General features: G+C 28.2%; 15 protein-coding genes and 1 tRNA gene. 2 read left to right on the plus strand and 14 right to left on the minus strand.

Features of this window, described 5'->3' with window-relative positions; translation table 11 throughout:
- Positions 1 to 4: 4 nt before the first annotated feature.
- The 7 genes from I2A66_RS11485 to I2A66_RS11515 form a co-directional block, all read right to left on the minus strand.
- Positions 5 to 571: an RnfABCDGE type electron transport complex subunit G gene (locus I2A66_RS11485; protein WP_122640262.1), complete on the minus strand. Its 567-nt coding sequence runs from the start codon at positions 569 to 571 to the stop codon at positions 5 to 7.
- Complete coding sequence (locus I2A66_RS11490; RefSeq protein WP_122640261.1) at positions 571 to 1,566, minus strand: RnfABCDGE type electron transport complex subunit D; 996 nt, start codon at positions 1,564 to 1,566, stop codon at positions 571 to 573. The genes I2A66_RS11485 and I2A66_RS11490 overlap by 1 nt, the downstream gene beginning before the upstream one ends.
- 15 nt (positions 1,567 to 1,581) lie before the next feature.
- Positions 1,582 to 2,919 (minus strand): electron transport complex subunit RsxC, encoded by a 1,338-nt coding sequence (rsxC, locus tag I2A66_RS11495; protein WP_122640260.1) that lies wholly within the window; start codon positions 2,917 to 2,919, stop codon positions 1,582 to 1,584.
- A gap of 143 nt (positions 2,920 to 3,062) precedes the next feature.
- Positions 3,063 to 4,016, minus strand: coding sequence for a hypothetical protein (locus I2A66_RS11500; RefSeq protein WP_122640259.1), 954 nt, complete (start codon positions 4,014 to 4,016; stop codon positions 3,063 to 3,065).
- 169 nt (positions 4,017 to 4,185) lie between these two features.
- A complete protein-coding gene (locus tag I2A66_RS11505; RefSeq protein WP_122640258.1) occupies positions 4,186 to 4,557 on the minus strand; it encodes a VOC family protein in 372 nt (123 codons plus the stop codon).
- Positions 4,558 to 4,628: 71 nt separating this feature from the next.
- On the minus strand, positions 4,629 to 5,384 hold the full coding sequence (locus I2A66_RS11510; RefSeq protein WP_243113392.1) for an endonuclease/exonuclease/phosphatase family protein: 756 nt from the start codon (positions 5,382 to 5,384) through the stop codon (positions 4,629 to 4,631).
- A gap of 75 nt (positions 5,385 to 5,459) precedes the next feature.
- Entirely contained in the window at positions 5,460 to 6,077 is a 618-nt protein-coding gene (locus I2A66_RS11515) for a hypothetical protein (RefSeq protein ID WP_147515722.1), read from the minus strand.
- 273 nt (positions 6,078 to 6,350) lie between these two features.
- Between I2A66_RS11515 and I2A66_RS11520 the strand changes: the two genes are divergently transcribed.
- Positions 6,351 to 6,512 carry a hypothetical protein gene (locus I2A66_RS11520; RefSeq protein WP_164489051.1) on the plus strand — a complete coding sequence of 54 codons (162 nt, stop codon included), beginning with the start codon at positions 6,351 to 6,353 and terminating at the stop codon, positions 6,510 to 6,512.
- A gap of 22 nt (positions 6,513 to 6,534) precedes the next feature.
- On the opposite strand, the gene I2A66_RS11525 is transcribed toward I2A66_RS11520, so the two are convergent.
- The 5 genes from I2A66_RS11525 to polA all read right to left on the minus strand — a co-directional run bounded on the left by I2A66_RS11525 (position 6,535) and on the right by polA (position 12,294).
- A complete protein-coding gene (locus tag I2A66_RS11525) occupies positions 6,535 to 6,747 on the minus strand; it encodes a heavy-metal-associated domain-containing protein (RefSeq protein ID WP_122640256.1) in 213 nt (70 codons plus the stop codon).
- Positions 6,748 to 6,832: 85 nt separating this feature from the next.
- Positions 6,833 to 8,485 (minus strand): ABC transporter substrate-binding protein, encoded by a 1,653-nt coding sequence (locus I2A66_RS11530; protein WP_122640255.1) that lies wholly within the window; start codon positions 8,483 to 8,485, stop codon positions 6,833 to 6,835.
- On the minus strand, positions 8,485 to 9,012 hold the full coding sequence (locus I2A66_RS11535) for a lytic transglycosylase domain-containing protein (RefSeq protein WP_122640312.1): 528 nt from the start codon (positions 9,010 to 9,012) through the stop codon (positions 8,485 to 8,487). Before I2A66_RS11535 ends, I2A66_RS11530 begins: the two co-directional genes overlap by 1 nt.
- Before the next feature lie 16 nt (positions 9,013 to 9,028).
- The gene (gene coaE, locus I2A66_RS11540) at positions 9,029 to 9,634 is read right to left on the minus strand and encodes a dephospho-CoA kinase (RefSeq protein WP_122640254.1); all 606 of its coding nucleotides are present in this window, start codon (positions 9,632 to 9,634) and stop codon (positions 9,029 to 9,031) included.
- Between the two features lie 8 nt (positions 9,635 to 9,642).
- A complete protein-coding gene (gene polA, locus I2A66_RS11545) occupies positions 9,643 to 12,294 on the minus strand; it encodes a DNA polymerase I (protein WP_147515720.1) in 2,652 nt (883 codons plus the stop codon).
- 174 nt (positions 12,295 to 12,468) lie between these two features.
- Between polA and I2A66_RS11550 the strand changes: the two genes are divergently transcribed.
- A tRNA-Leu gene (locus tag I2A66_RS11550) sits at positions 12,469 to 12,554 on the plus strand.
- A 61-nt stretch (positions 12,555 to 12,615) separates the two neighbouring features.
- On the opposite strand, the gene I2A66_RS11555 is transcribed toward I2A66_RS11550, so the two are convergent.
- Both I2A66_RS11555 and I2A66_RS11560 read right to left on the minus strand, forming a co-directional pair.
- Positions 12,616 to 13,818: a M20 family metallopeptidase gene (locus I2A66_RS11555; RefSeq protein ID WP_147515696.1), complete on the minus strand. Its 1,203-nt coding sequence runs from the start codon at positions 13,816 to 13,818 to the stop codon at positions 12,616 to 12,618.
- A 266-nt stretch (positions 13,819 to 14,084) separates the two neighbouring features.
- Positions 14,085 to 15,524 (minus strand): FAD-dependent oxidoreductase, encoded by a 1,440-nt coding sequence (locus I2A66_RS11560; protein WP_122640251.1) that lies wholly within the window; start codon positions 15,522 to 15,524, stop codon positions 14,085 to 14,087.
- Positions 15,525 to 15,676 lie beyond the last annotated feature (152 nt).

A 15,676-nucleotide genomic window follows, 5' to 3' on the forward strand; every position in this document is an offset into this window, starting at 1 on the left:
CCCCTTACTTACTTAAAGAATTGTTAAATAATTCTATAGCAACGTTTACACCATCCGTTACAGCTGTAGATGTAATAGTTGCACCTGATATTGCGGATACTTCATCATCTGAAGATACACTCCCTTTTACCAATGTTAAATCTGATGCAGGTTTACCTGTAAATTGCCCTTGAAAATCTGACTCTTTTGCCTTAGCTCCAAGGCCTGGTGTTTCTGACATATTTCCTATATTTATTCCTGTAATATTACCATCTGAAGATATACCCACTATAAGCTCAATTTCTCCTCCATATCCTTTAGGAAGAACCTTTACGGTATAACCAACAATATCAGATTCATTCTTACCTTCATAAACTTCTGATACCATTCCATCTATATTTTCATAATTACTACTATCAACTTCTGAAAACTCTTGTGCATCTGGTAATACCATCTGTCTAGATTGATTATTGGCTTCTATATTTCTTTGATTTATAACTGGAGATGTAATACTATTAGTCGCACCCAAAAGTAAAGCAGCAACAGCGCATATTGCAAATAAGTTAAGTCCTAGTTTAATAATATTGTTCATTATTTAGACACCTCCCCAAATACTCTATTAGATATATATTTATCTATAAGAGGTGTTGCTACGTTAGCTAATAATATTGAATATGATACGCCTTCTGGATATCCTCCAAATAATCTTATTACAGTTGTAATCGTTCCTGCAAGAATTGCATATATAATCTGACCTTTTCTTGTCATTGGTGATGTTGTATAATCAGTCAACATAAAAAATCCTCCAAGCATAAGACCACCAGCAAATAATTCATATATAGCAAAATTAAAGCTAAATCCACCTACAAAACAAGATAATAATAAAGTTAATATAAATACTGTAACTATATAAAATACAGGTATTATGTAATCTATTATTCCTTTATATATTAAGTAGACTCCTCCTAATAAGATTAAAATTGCACAAGTTTCACCAATACATCCACCTATATTACCAATCATCATATCTGTTAAGCTAATTTTATTTGATGCTAAATCTGCAATCCCCGATACTCCACTTTTTAAGAAATTCAAAGGTGTTGCAGTTGATACTGCATCTATATTTGATGAATTTATCCATTCTATAGCTCCTGGTTTGGTCCATGATGTCATAGCAACTGGGAAAGATGCCAGTAAAAATGCTCTTGCTGCTAATGCTGGATTTAAAAAGTTATTTCCTATACCACCAAATACCATTTTTACAACTACTATTGCAAATACTCCACCTGCTAAACACATCCACCATGGAAGTGAAGCAGGAATATTAAATGCTAATAGTAATCCTGTTACTACTGCGGAGAAATCTCCTATAGTACTTTCTTGTTTTGTAATTCTTTGATATATATATTCTGATCCAACTGATCCTAATATACAAAAAAACATAGCACTTAATGCATTTAATCTAAAAAAATATAATCCAGCTACCGCTGCTGGTATAAGTGCTATTAGGACTTGTTTCATTATATAAGAAGTGTCTTCATTACTTCTCACATGAGGAGAAGATGATACTATTAATTTCTTTTCCACAATATTTCCCCCTATCTATTTATTAACAGATTGTTTTTTCTTCATTGCTATAATTTCTTTTTTAGCATTTCTTATAGACTGAAGTAATGGTCTTCTTGCTGGACATATAAATGAACATGAACCACATTCTATACAATCTAAAGCTCTATTATTAGCAGCTTTTTCAAAATCATTATTTAATGAATACGCACTTATATATAGTGGTTGTAAAAATGCAGGACATACATTGGTACATCTTCCACATCTTAAACAATTTTGAGGTCTAGGTAATCTAGATTCTTCCTCACTTAAACAAAGTATTCCTGAAGATCCTTTATTTGTTGCAATATCATCAGTATATTGAGCTATTCCCATCATAGGTCCACCCATTATAAGTTTACCTAGCTTCTTGTCTTTTTTATATCCTCCACATTGCTTAATTATTTCAGATACTAAAGTTCCTGTTTTTATTATTAAGTTTTTAGGTTCTTCTATGCAACTACCTGTAACAGTGCATATTCTTTCAACTAAAGGCATTCCGGTTTTTATAGTTTTAGCTATTTGAGCTGCTGTTGCAACATTATCAACTACAGCCCCTGCTGCTGCTGGAAGACCTCCAGATGGCACTTCTCTTCCTGTACAGGCATATATAAGTTGTTTTTCCGCGCCTTGAGGATACTTAACCTCTAAACCTACAACTTCTATATCATTGTATTTTGTTGATGCATTTGTTATAGTTTCTATTGCATCAGGTTTATTTACTTCTATTCCAATATATCCTTTTTTAACATTTAAAGCTTTCATTAATACTCGTAGTCCGTAAACTACATCCTCTGGATTTTCAACCATCAATCTATGGTCTGCTGTAAGATAGGGTTCACACTCTGCTCCATTTAATATAACAGTATCTATTGTCGCATCTGGTGGTGGTGATATTTTGACGTGATTTGGAAATGTTGCTCCCCCCATACCAACTATTCCTGCTTCTTTTATAAATTCTATTATTTGTTCTTTTGTTAAATCTTCTAAATTTCCCTTTGGTATAATACTTTCATGTAGTTCTTCTTTAAAATTATTTTCTATTATTATGCATAGTGCACTTCCTCCTGGGACATCATGTTCTTTTATTGCTAAAACTTTCCCTGAGACAGATGAGTGAACATTACAGGAAACGTATCCTTGTTGTTCTCCTATTTTTTGCCCAAGCTTAACTTCATCTCCTACTTCAACAATAGCCTTTGCTGGAGCCCCAATATGTTGTTGAAGAGGTATGTATACAACTTTAGGATCGTCTGCCTTTTGAAGTTCTTTAGATTTAGTATACTCTTTATTATATTCTGGATGTATTCCACCTTTAAATGTTAAGAGCTTCATATATTATCCCCCTTAAAATAAATTATTTCTCTTGATATTATAAGTATAATATATCCTAAAAAGAAACTTAACAATTGTTAAAATCTTATCTGAATTTTCAAAATCATTTTTCGACAAAATAATAAGGTTGTTTAAAACAACCTTTAACTAACTTTTATGGAATTTATAAATGAATAGTATTCTTGAATTGATGATAAAAGTAGACCCTGACTTAAATACCCATTATTTTCTTTAGCATCTTTAGATGCTTGAGTTGTGTTACTATTCACATTTTTAACATATTTTATAAGATTTTCTTTAAATGTATCCATTTGAGAATAATCTATTTTTTCTGCATTCTCTTGTATTTTTTCTAATACATCTAATCTTTTTGTTAAAATATTATTATAAGCCTCTAAATCTATACTCTCTGTTGATTTTTCCCAAAATTCAGCTTCATCTTTGAAGCTTACAATTAAATTATTTAATTCTGTAGATATATCTTCTATATAAGAATATTTATCTGTATATTCTAATGATAGTACAGGCACTTCTAGCTCTGATATAAATGCATCACTATATACTTTCCTAGCACTTTCTAAGTTAGATCTAGTTACACTTTCATCAAATGATGAATAAGTTTGTACTTTTTCTACACCATCAATTTCTACTACAGAATATGGTATTTTATTATTTTTAAGTTTGTCTTCTACAGATTCTAAATCTTGATTTTCACCTATAGATGCCACTTGTACTGTATAAATCTTAACTGCATCTATAGTTGCAACTTGTACTTTTGAATTTTCATTTTCTGAAGAAGTTTCTTCCACTTTATCATCATTATTAATGCTATTTAGTTCATCAGAGACATCATCGTATACATATTTTTCATTTTCTTTGCTTTTACCTATCTTAAAAATATTTGATATGGATATATTTTTTATTTTTTCACTTATAGATTTAGATAAATTAAAATCATCATTGAATAACTTGCTGTCTTTTAATTCTATATATCCATAACCACCAACTAATGACAAACATAAAATCAAAGTAAATACTCTTATACTTGCAGTCTTGCCTCTTTTATTGAAGCCTTTGTAACGTCTTCTCTTATTCATTTGTTTTTCCCCCTTAATAATATTATTAATAATATATATTGAAGGTCGTCCTAATTTATACCTAAAATTACCTAAAGAAAAAACTAGCATATTTACACTTAAAAAATTTCATTTTTAAATGATATAAAATAATAATGCTAGTTTATTCTTATGTTATTTTAATTTTTAATTAATGATTTGATGGTAATATTTCTATCCAATAATTGTCTGGATCTGCTATAAAATATATCCCCATTGCTTTATTCTCAAAACAAATACATCCCATTTCTTTGTGTAACTTGTATGCTGAATCAAAATCATCTACCCTTAAAGCTAAGTGGAATTCATTATCACCTAAGTTATATGCTCTATCCCAATCTCTTAACCATGTTAATTCCAATGTATGACTAGTTGATCCATCACCTAGGTAAACTAATATAAAACTGCCATCTTCAGCTTCTTTTCTTCTAACTTCTTTTAATCCTAATGCTTTTTCATAAAACTCTAAACTTTTTTCTAGGTTAAGTACATTAAAATTATTGTGACAAAAAGTAAATTTCATATATATCCTCCTCTAATTTTTCTATTATTTCCCTTAATTTTATATGTATTAAGTATTTTTTGCAATATTATTTATATTTTCAGTTTGGATATTATTGGATAATGATCTGACATATTCTTTATTAATACATTATAATCTAATACTTTTATATTTTCGGACACTAGAATATAATCAATTCTATATAATCCTGATGCAAATGTTAAAATATTAGAATTTCCTGTCTCCTCTGCTGCATCCTTTAAATTAGTTCCATCTAAATTAAGGTCTCCCTCATTAAAATCACCTACTATTATATATGGTTCTGGATTTAGTGATTCTACAAAGGATAGCACCTCCTTAATTTGAATTTCTCTTTCTTCTTTTTTTACTCCTAAGTGAACATTTATTATATTTAATTTTTTACCTTCTACATTAACCACTGTATGTAATAAACCTCTTTGCTCTCTATCACTACTTAAGTATATATGCTTTTCCGATTCTATAGGATATTTAGAGTAGGTTACTAATCCGTAGTTAGATCCTAAATTAACTACATTAGCTCCAAAATGAGAGTACATCTTAAGTTCTTCTTTTAAACTACTAACTTGAAATCCTACTTTTGCCGACTCATTAACTTCTTGAAGGCATATAATATCTGCATCAGACATTCTAAGGAAATCTATTATATCAAATAATGTTGGGAACATGTCCTTATTAAGTCCACTATGTATATTATAGCTTATTATTGTTATTTCCTTTGATTTTTGTAAATATTTCATTTCTGATATAGATGTTATAGCTATGAAACCAAGTATAATAAATGTTATGATTAGCTTCTTAAATTTCAATTTCTATCATCTCCTCATTTATTATCTTTTATAGTATATGCGAATATAAAAATTAAAGACGCATACTTTGCGCCTTTAACTCTTCTTATCCCCTTTTTTACCTAACTTTTCTTTAATAATATAGTTTATAACTTTTTTTCTTATATCTTCTGCTCCCTCATCATCCTTAACATTTAAATCTAATAATCTAGCTATTGACTTCATATCATCTCTAGTCTTAGATCTATAACTTTCAAATAGTTCATTTTTTATTTTTTCAGGTTCTAATATATATTCCTGATTTCCCCTTCTATATAAAACATACTTCTTAGAATATAGATTTCTATTTGAATATATATGTCTAGAAACTTTCTTTAATATCTGTCCATAAGATTGTTTCATATTTAAGTTTAGTCCTAAGTATCTTGCGAATTTTAGTAGTTCATTTTTAGATTTAAATATTTCCTCTTTTTTTATAACCTTTGCTACTGATACAACATTATCTTGATATGTTCCCTGCTTTATAACTTTAGTATAAATTGAATTAGAACTTCTTTCCTTCCCCATTTTCTGTATATTATTATTTATAACTTTATCAACATTTCCCTCAAAGTATTTTTGAGCTCCTTTTGTAGATGCATGTTCCTCAAGTTCTTTTTGGGCCATATCAAGTATCAATTTTCTTAAATTATCTTTGCAATCTCTAGATTCCATGATACTCCCCCCTTAATTACTTTTATTATATTCATTATTTTTTCAAAATGTGAGTTCCCTTAGTACGAATTTTTCATAATATATTTATATACATTAAAATTTTAGTGTATATAAATATTGAGTATGGACATAATATAAATGTAAAATCAAACATACTCAATCTCCCCCATTTTAGACTTCTATTATTTTCCCCCAATAGAAGTCTTTTTTATTGTTTTTAATAACTTTTTGATATAATATAATTTTTATATTCTATATTAGGAGGTTATTATAATGGAAGAACGAACTATATCTATGAATGAAATGATTGAATTTATTTACAAGGGATGTGGAGAGTCTATTTCTAAATATACTATAGAATTAATATTAGAACTTCAAGAAGAGTTTTTAACTTCTAAGGGAATAATACAAATAGAGGAAGATGAGATTTACTAGATCTCATCTTCCTCTATTTGTATTACTCTATTCCTTTTAGTTCAAAGTCTAAGTCTTCTATTACTGATTTCAAATCAGAATCAGTTACACTTTCATTAACATCAACTAGTGCATATTTGCCATCTAAGTTAACTTCTAAGACTTCTACACCTTGAATATCCTCAGTAAGAGCTGTTTTAACATGATTTACACAATGTCCACAGCTCATACCTTCTATTAATAGCTTTTTTTTCATTTATTTCACCTCCATATATACCCTGCAGGGGTATATCATCATATTTCACTTTATAATAAAATATATTTTTGTAAAACAATTGAAATTATTTACCTTTTATAGTCAAGTTCGCTATACCTTCATAAGCATCAAAGTCATTTGGTTGGGTCTTACCTTCTAGCCTTTCATTAGTAACTAAATACTCATTTCGTATTACTAAACTTATAAAGGCAACCTTATCCCTAATATGTTTTTGAATTGCTGAGTAAATTTCTGATATTTTAGAATCTGATGTTGCAATTGCTAAAGATTCCATATACGCTGTTAGCTTTTCATCTGAATATCCACTAGCTTCAATAATTGATCTTGCATCAGGAATGCTAGATAATTCCCATCCTATAAAAGCTAAATCATAATCTTTATTATTTAAAGCTGTAGTCATTTCTTCACTTGTCAGTGCTTCAATAGTTGTTTTTATTCCTATATCAGATAAGTTATCACTAACTATACTTGCAGCTTTTGTTCTTTCTTCATTATCTTTATTTACTATTATTTTTAAATTAATATCAGATAATAAAGATTTTAATTCTTGTGATGTTAAATTTGTTTTTTCTATTTTGTTCTCAGATGTATTATTTTCTGTTGTAGCTTGTTCTACATTATTTGAATCTTTTTCAGTTGTTTTTTCACTAATATTAGGATTTATTTTCTTTAAATACTCTTCAGCTTTAGTTTTATTATATGCTAAAGCTTTTAACTCACTATCATAGTATTTAGACATAGTGTTTAGTGGGAAGTTTACTAATTTTGCATTATCTATATATCCTTCCTCTAAAATTAAATTTCTATCTATAGCATATGCTATTGCTTTTCTGAAATTATTATCATTTAGATATTTATTGTCATAATTAAATATAATAGATTCATAGTCTCTACCTTCATAGTTAGTTATATTAAATTCATCTTCATAAAACTGACTTAAATCTCCTAATGATATATTTGCCATATCACTTTCTAATGCCATAACCATTGATACTTGTTCTTCTTCTGTAGGTACAATACTAACGTGTATATCCTTCATTGTATCTGAAAGTTCATCATAGTAGTCTTGATTTACCACTAATGTCATGCCTTCTCTATCTTCCATCTTTTCTATTTTATATGGACCATTACCAATTAAGTTATTATCATTTTCAAGTATCTCACTATCTGATTTGTTACTTAATGAATCCTTATATACTATTGGAAATATTAATGTATCCTTAGAAAATGCATATGATTCTTTAAAGTTTATAGTAAATTCTTTGCTATTAGTTATATTCACAGAATCTATATTTTCAGTAAATGCATTATATGGACTTGTAGTATTTTTTTGAATTAATCCTATAGTATACATTACATCACTAGATGTAACATCATTTCCACTATGCCATTTGGCATCTTTTAATTTTATATTCATGCTTTTACCATCTGCTGATAATGAGTACTCTTTTGCTAATTGAGGCACTACATTGTAATCTTGATCGATTGTAAATAAGCCATCATAAATTAAATTCATTACATACCCTACAGATTTATCCGTATTTAAAACCGGATTTATAGTAGTAGGTTTTACCATTGTAAGATTTATGTACTTTGAGTTAAATCCACTTGTATTTTCTTTACTGTCACTAGAAGTGGTCTCTTCATTGTTGGAGCTACATCCAACTAATATCATAGACGCAGCTAAAAATATAGCTAGCAGTTTCTTCACATTCATTAGTCTTTCCCTTCCTCATCATATAACATATTGTACTTTTCATAGTTTTTTTCAACTTTAAGTACATAATTTGAAGTTTCTTGAAATGGTATATTATATAGCTTTCCATCTTTACTATATTCATCATTTCCAAGCCACTCTCTTACATTACCTGAACCACCATTATAAGCTGCTATAACTAAGTCAAGTGTCCCAAACTGTTTATAAAGTTTACTTAAATACCAACATCCAATTCTTATATTAGTTTCCGGATCAAAAATATCTATATCACCTAGTTGCAACTCTTCAATTGCCCAATCTCTTGTAATGTCACTAATTTGCATTAATCCCTTTGCTCCCTTTCGAGATACTGCATCTTTATCAAATTTACTTTCTACTTTTATAACACTATATACTAAGTTTTCATCTATATTATATTCTTTAGAGTATTTTTCTACATAGTTAGAGTATTTTTTTGGATATATTAATTTTTTAAATCCATCACTTTCTATCATTATAGATGCAACTATGGTTATGATGATAGCCATAAAAATTAATATTTTTTTACTCACACCATTTCTCCTTTACATAATTTATAAACTTATGTGCTTTTACTCTCAAATCTTCATATGTTCCAGAATTATCAATTTTATAATCTGAGTAACGTATTTTCTCTTCTTGACTAAGTTGAGATCGTATTCTATTAAGAGCATCTTGTTTACTACATGAGTCTCTATTTATAATTCTTTGTATTTGAATATCTTCTCTACAGTATACCACTAGAAGTTTATCTAGTAATTCTAGGTATCCACATTCTACTAGTAATGCTGCATCAATAATAACTATTTTTTTACCTTGTTCTCTTATTGATTTTATATTATCTAATATCTTTTCTCTTATTCTAGGATGGGTAATTTCATTTAACCTTATCAGCTTTTCATCATCATTAAAAACTATACTTCCTAAAACTTTTCTATTTAATGTATTATCTTTATTTTTTATCGATTCTCCAAATGCTTCGAAAACTTTATTAAGCAATAATTTATCTTCAAATATATTTCTAGATATAACATCTGCGTCTATTATATCTATATTAAAATCTTCTCTAAAAATATTAGATAGGCTGCTTTTACCACAGCCTATATTACCAGTTAACCCTAATACTAACATACATTCACCTACTTAGTTTCATACCATGAGCAACCTACATTAAGGTCTACATCTAAATTAACATCCATACTAAATGCGTTTTCCATTTCATCTTTTACTATTTGCTTAACTATTTCTAATTCATCATTTGCAGTTTCTACTATAAGTTCATCGTGCACTTGAAGTATAAGTTTAGATTTAAGATTTTTTTCTTCTAATTTTTTATACACATTTACCATTGCTATTTTTATAATATCTGCGGCACTCCCTTGAATAGGTGCATTCATTGCAGCTCTTTTTCCAGCATTTCTTAACATAAAGTTACTTGATTTTAGCTCTGGTATATATCTTCTTCTATTCAATAGCGTCGTTATGTATCCATCACGAGTTGCATCTTCTATTGTTTTATCCATAAATTCTTTTATTTTGCTGTATTTTTCAAAATAACTATTTATATACTCTTTAGCTTGCTTTACTGGTATATTTAAATCTTCTGATAAACCAAAATCACTTTTTCCATAAACTATACCAAAGTTTATAGCTTTAGCTTCACTTCTTTGTCTAGATGTTACTTCATTTATATCTACATCAAATATTTGTGATGCAGTTTTTGAATGTATGTCTTCCCCATGTTTGAAAGCATCTATCATATTTTCGTCTCCACTCATGTTGGCTAAAACTCTTAATTCTACTTGAGAATAATCTGCATCTACTAACTCATAATTTTCTCCAGCTATAAATACTTTTCTTATATTTCTTCCCATCTCCATTTTAACTGGTATATTTTGAAGATTTGGTTCTGTAGAAGAAATTCTTCCTGTTGTAGTAATAGTTTGATTAAATGATGAATGTATTCTATTACTTATTGGATTTATTATTCCAAGTAAACCTTCAACATAAGTAGAATTCAATTTAACTATTTGTCTATACTCTGTGATTTTATTTATTATTTCATGTTTGTCTCTTAATTTATCTAAAACTTCTGCATTAGTTGAATACCCAGTTTTAGTTTTTTTAATTACTGGTAATCCTAGCTTTTCAAATAATATAACGCCTAATTGTTTTGGTGAGTTTATATTAAATGAATCTCCTGCCATTTCATATATCTCAGATTCTAACTTACTTATAATTTCTTTAAATTGAGTACCAAGCTCATTAAGTATATCTCTATCTACATTTATTCCTATAAATTCCATTTCTCCTAAAACTTCAACTAGAGGCATCTCAACTTCATGGAATAGGCTGTCCATATCACTTTCATTTAAATACTTTTCCATTTTTTCTGAAGAAAGTTTTACTACATTTATAATTTGACCTATATAGTCTTTTATTTCTTCTATATCTAAATCTTCAAATTTCTTAGCTTTAGCACCTTTACCTAGTAAGTCTTCTTTAGATTTTACTTTTCTAGTTAGATACTTCATTGCTATTGCACTACATTCATAAGATGTAGATGAAGCTGAATCTATTAAGTATTCTGCTATTGTTATATCAAAATACATATTTTCAAGCTTTATATCATAAGGTCTTAATGCTATATAATCATCTTTTAGATTATAACCAAACTTCTTAATTTCATTACTAGATAGAATTTCTTTAAAATCAGATATTTGTCCTTCATTTAGATAATATATGTTATTACCATCTATACTTATGAATATATACATTATATTTTTTTCAAGTATATTCCCAACTTTCGTTACAGTTTTAATCATAACTTCTTTCTTATCGTTTATATCTTTTATTAATGATGATATATCATCAACAGGACCTATTTTTAATTCTAAAGGTGACTCTTTCGCTACTTCACTACCACCATCTAAATCTAAAAGCCTTGATACAAGACTTGTAAATCCAAGCTTTTTAAATTCTTCTATTACAGATTCTGTATCATAATCTCCGTACTCTAATTCTTCTAATTTTACGTTTATTGGAACATCTCTTATTATTGTAGCCAGTCTTTTACTCATTATAGCTAATTCTTTATTCTCTTCAATTTTTTTCTTCACACTACCTTTTAAATCGTCTATATGTTCAACTAAGTTTTCTATACTAGAAAACTCTTTTATTAACTTTATTCCAGTCTTTTCACCTATACCTGGAACTCCTGGTATATTATCTGATTTGTCACCCATAAGGCCCTTTAGATCTATAAACTGAGTTGGAGTCATTTCATACTTCTCCATAACAGAGTTAAAGTCATACTCCTCAACCTCACCAACACCTTTTTTAGTAATTAAAGTTGTTGTTTTATTTGATGCAAGCTGTATTGCATCTTTATCCCCTGTAACTATATACACCTTATAATCGTGTTCTTCTCCTAATTTAGAAACTGTACCTATTATATCATCTGCTTCGTATCCATCTAATTCTAATCTATGTATATTAAACTTATCTAAAAGTTCTTTTAATGGTTCAAACTGCTCTCTAAGTTCGTCTGGCATTTTCTTTCTTCCAGCTTTATATTCATTATATTCTAAATGTCTAAATGTAGGTGCTTTTCTATCAAATGCTACACTTATATGAGTAGGTTTATATGTATCTATTATTTTAAATAACATTGTAGTAAAACCATAAATTGCATTAGTTTTCAATCCTTCCTTATTCGACATTTCTGGCAATGCATAAAAAGCTCTGTTTATTATTGAGTTTCCATCTATAATAATTAATCTTTTGTCCAAAATCCTCACTCCTAAATTTCTATGTATTTTAGCGCTTTTACTATTGTTATTATATACAATTATGCTATTATTTAATAATAACATAATATTAAATGTATATTAAGATAAAATATGTTGCAAACGTTATAATTTATTGCTATAATCTTTAATATAATATTTAAATTTTCAGAAAATGCCGGATTGGTGGAATGGCAGACGCGACGGACTCAAAATCCGTTGGTAGTAATACCGTATGGGTTCAAGTCCCATATCCGGCACCAATATTAATATTATTAAATATAAAAACCGTATCATATATGTGATGCGGTTTTTATATTTAATCTATAAACTTATATTTTTTATATGCTCTTTTTTTATTTCTTTAAGCAATTTCTTATCTAAGTATATTTCTAGAGCTGAAGTAACCATTGCTTTAACTGACTTATGAAGCTTATCATACGCCTCTAATGAGTTAGCATAATTTAAAAACTCCTTCTCATGTACTCTTACTATTGGACATATATCTAAAGCTAGTTCTGTATACATAGTTGGACAAACTTGGCTTACATTTCCTATATCAGTTGAACCAGTTGGTCCATCTTGTGATTCTAATAATTCACTTATACCTACATTAGCTAGATTTTTTCTCATTATATCTTGTAATATACTATTATTTATAATATTATCAAAAGAATTTTCAAAATATCTATATGTTAATTGTGAACCAGTCATTAGTTCTGCTCCCTTAGCGCAGTTTATTACTTTTTCTTTTACAACTTCTAAATTTTTTCTATCTTCTGCCCTAACATAAAATTTACAGCTAGCTCTATCTGGAACTATATTAGGAGCTTCTCCACCATTACTTACTATTCCATGTATTCTTACATCTGATGTAACATGTTGCCTTAATGCATTTATTCCTGCAAATGTAAGTTGCACTGCATCTAAAGCATTAACTCCCATGTGTGGGTGACTTGCTGCATGAGCTGCAACTCCCTTGAAAGAAAACTCTATAGAATCCATAGCTAATGCCTTACAGTTTATATTATTAAAAGCTTCTATATGCATTTGAAAAACTATATCTATGTCATTAAAAACTCCTGCTTTAACTAAGTCACACTTATATCCTATAGTTTCTTCTGCTGGTGTTCCTATTAACACAATTTTCCCCTTAAAATATTTTTTTAATTTACTTAAAACTAAGCACGCTCCTAAGGTTCCTGCAGCTATCCAATTATGACCACAAGCATGTCCTAATCCATTCGGTCCATCATAACCTGGTAAAGCATCATATTCAGCTAAAAAAGCTATACTAGTCTCCTCATTATCTCCAATCTCAGCTCTAAAAGCAGTGTCTATATTACAATAAGGATATTCAACATTAAATCCATATTGAGATATTTTATCTACTAAATATTTAGATGATATATATTCTTGCCCTCCTAGTTCTGGATTATTAAATATAAAGTCACTTACCTCTTCTATTTCTTTTCTTAATTCATCTTCTATCTTATATGATAAATTTTTCAATTCTCTTAATTCCATATTTACTCAACCTTTCTACTTAACCCCTACTAGTCTTTATATTATATATTAAATAAAAACCCCAGTAATAGATAAAAGTATCTACACTGAGGTTATAAATTCAATTACATCAATACATATATTAATATAGTACTCTATCAAAATTTAACTCTATTCTTATATGATATAACTCCTTTTTTACATATTTTATCATATATTTTTATAAAATCAATATGTACCCCCCCCGAAATTTTCTTAATATTCTTGAAAATATCTCATATATTTGTTTAATCCTCTACAATCCCTTTGGTTGCAGGACTTCCCATTAATTTACCTTTATAATCAAATCTTGATCCATGACACGGACAATCCCATGTTAATTCATCTGCATTCCAACTAAGCTGACAGCCTAAATGAGGGCATTTTGTTGATACAATAAATTCTTTCCCTTCCTTATTTTTATAAACTCCAACTTTTTCTCCATTATATTCAACAATTCCAGCATGTCCATTTTTAATGTGCTCTATATCACTACTTGGAATATATATTTTTTGTGCAATATAATTTTTAGCTGTTTTTACCATATCTCTACCTATATTACTTATAGATAAAGATAAATCAAATCTTCTTGGAGAAAATATTTCTGAAAAATCATTTTCTTTTTCTAGTATCATATCGGATATTATCATAGCTGACACCATAGAACTTGTCATTCCCCATTTATTAAATCCTGTCGCAACATATATATTAGGAGTTTCCTTAGAATATTTACCTATATACGGTATTTTATCTATAGTCATACAATCTTGAGCAGACCATGTATACTTTTCCTTAGACTCAGGGTATAACTCCTTTGCAATTTTCCTTAACTTATCATAGTTACCGCCATTTTCATTTTCTCCCGTTCTGTGACTTATAGCTCCTAATAATAATAAGTTATTATAATTTCTAAATGAATATCCATCGCTATTAACATCTACATACATTCCATCAACATAAGTTGCATTTTCTAATGCTATAACATAACTTCTTTCTTGATGCATTTTCATAAAGTAATATCCTGGTATATTCATTATTGGATAATGTGTAGCTACCACAATATTGTTTGCTGTTATATTTCCTCTATTTGTAATTACTAAATTTTCTTTAATTTCTAATGCTCTTGTGTTTTCATATATAATTAAATCTTGTGAAATATTTTTTAAAAACTTAAGTGGATTAAACTGTGCTTGATCATTAAATTTAATAGCTCCTTTAATTTCAAAAGGTAAGTTAACTTTTTCTACAAATTCAGCATTTATACCAAGCCTATTAGCAGCTTTTACCTCATTTTTAATTATCTCTATATCATTTAATGAATATGTATATGCTGATTTACTTTCAAAATCACAATCTATTTTTCTTTCATCGATAATTTCTTTATATCTTTTTATAGCAAGTTCATTTGCTTTAGCATATTGTCCAGCTTTTTCTTCTCCAAACTCAGATATTAATTTATTATAAATTAAATTATGTTGAGATGTTATCTTTGCAGTAGTATTTTTAGTATTTCCACTTGCAATTTCATCTGCATCAATTAAAATTACATCTTCACCATTTTTCTTTAACATATACCCTATTAATACTCCTGCCATCCCTGCTCCAATAATTAAATTATCAACATTTATATCTTTATCTAAAGTATATCTTTTAGTTAAATTACAACTTTTAGTCCATACTGACTTCATCTAATCACCTCATTTCTAGTATTCCATTTTTTAAGACATATACACAGATTATTCCTAACTTTTTATATAGTAACTATCTTAACCAAATATTAATAAAAAGCTAAAATAAAAAAACTCTATTCTTTTTTAAGATTGGAGTTCTTTTATATAAA

Source organism: Romboutsia sp. 1001713B170207_170306_H8, from assembly GCF_015550495.1.
Taxonomy (GTDB): Bacteria; Bacillota; Clostridia; order Peptostreptococcales; family Peptostreptococcaceae; genus Romboutsia_E.

Bases quoted from the DNA above. Each gene is read 5' to 3' on its own strand.
- I2A66_RS11485 (WP_122640262.1), bottom strand. From the start codon at position 571: ATGAACAATATTATTAAACTAGGACTTAACTTATTTGCAATATGCGCT.
- rsxC (WP_122640260.1), bottom strand. From the start codon at position 2,919: ATGAAGCTCTTAACATTTAAAGGTGGAATACATCCAGAATATAATAAA.
- I2A66_RS11500 (WP_122640259.1), bottom strand. From the start codon at position 4,016: ATGAATAAGAGAAGACGTTACAAAGGCTTCAATAAAAGAGGCAAGACT.
- I2A66_RS11505 (WP_122640258.1), bottom strand. From the start codon at position 4,557: ATGAAATTTACTTTTTGTCACAATAATTTTAATGTACTTAACCTAGAA.
- I2A66_RS11515 (WP_147515722.1), bottom strand. From the start codon at position 6,077: ATGGAATCTAGAGATTGCAAAGATAATTTAAGAAAATTGATACTTGAT.
- I2A66_RS11520 (WP_164489051.1), top strand. From the start codon at position 6,351: ATGGAAGAACGAACTATATCTATGAATGAAATGATTGAATTTATTTAC.
- I2A66_RS11525 (WP_122640256.1), bottom strand. From the start codon at position 6,747: ATGAAAAAAAAGCTATTAATAGAAGGTATGAGCTGTGGACATTGTGTA.
- I2A66_RS11530 (WP_122640255.1), bottom strand. From the start codon at position 8,485: ATGAATGTGAAGAAACTGCTAGCTATATTTTTAGCTGCGTCTATGATA.
- I2A66_RS11535 (WP_122640312.1), bottom strand. From the start codon at position 9,012: ATGGCTATCATCATAACCATAGTTGCATCTATAATGATAGAAAGTGAT.
- coaE (WP_122640254.1), bottom strand. From the start codon at position 9,634: ATGTTAGTATTAGGGTTAACTGGTAATATAGGCTGTGGTAAAAGCAGC.
- I2A66_RS11555 (WP_147515696.1), bottom strand. From the start codon at position 13,818: ATGGAATTAAGAGAATTGAAAAATTTATCATATAAGATAGAAGATGAA.
- I2A66_RS11560 (WP_122640251.1), bottom strand. From the start codon at position 15,524: ATGAAGTCAGTATGGACTAAAAGTTGTAATTTAACTAAAAGATATACT.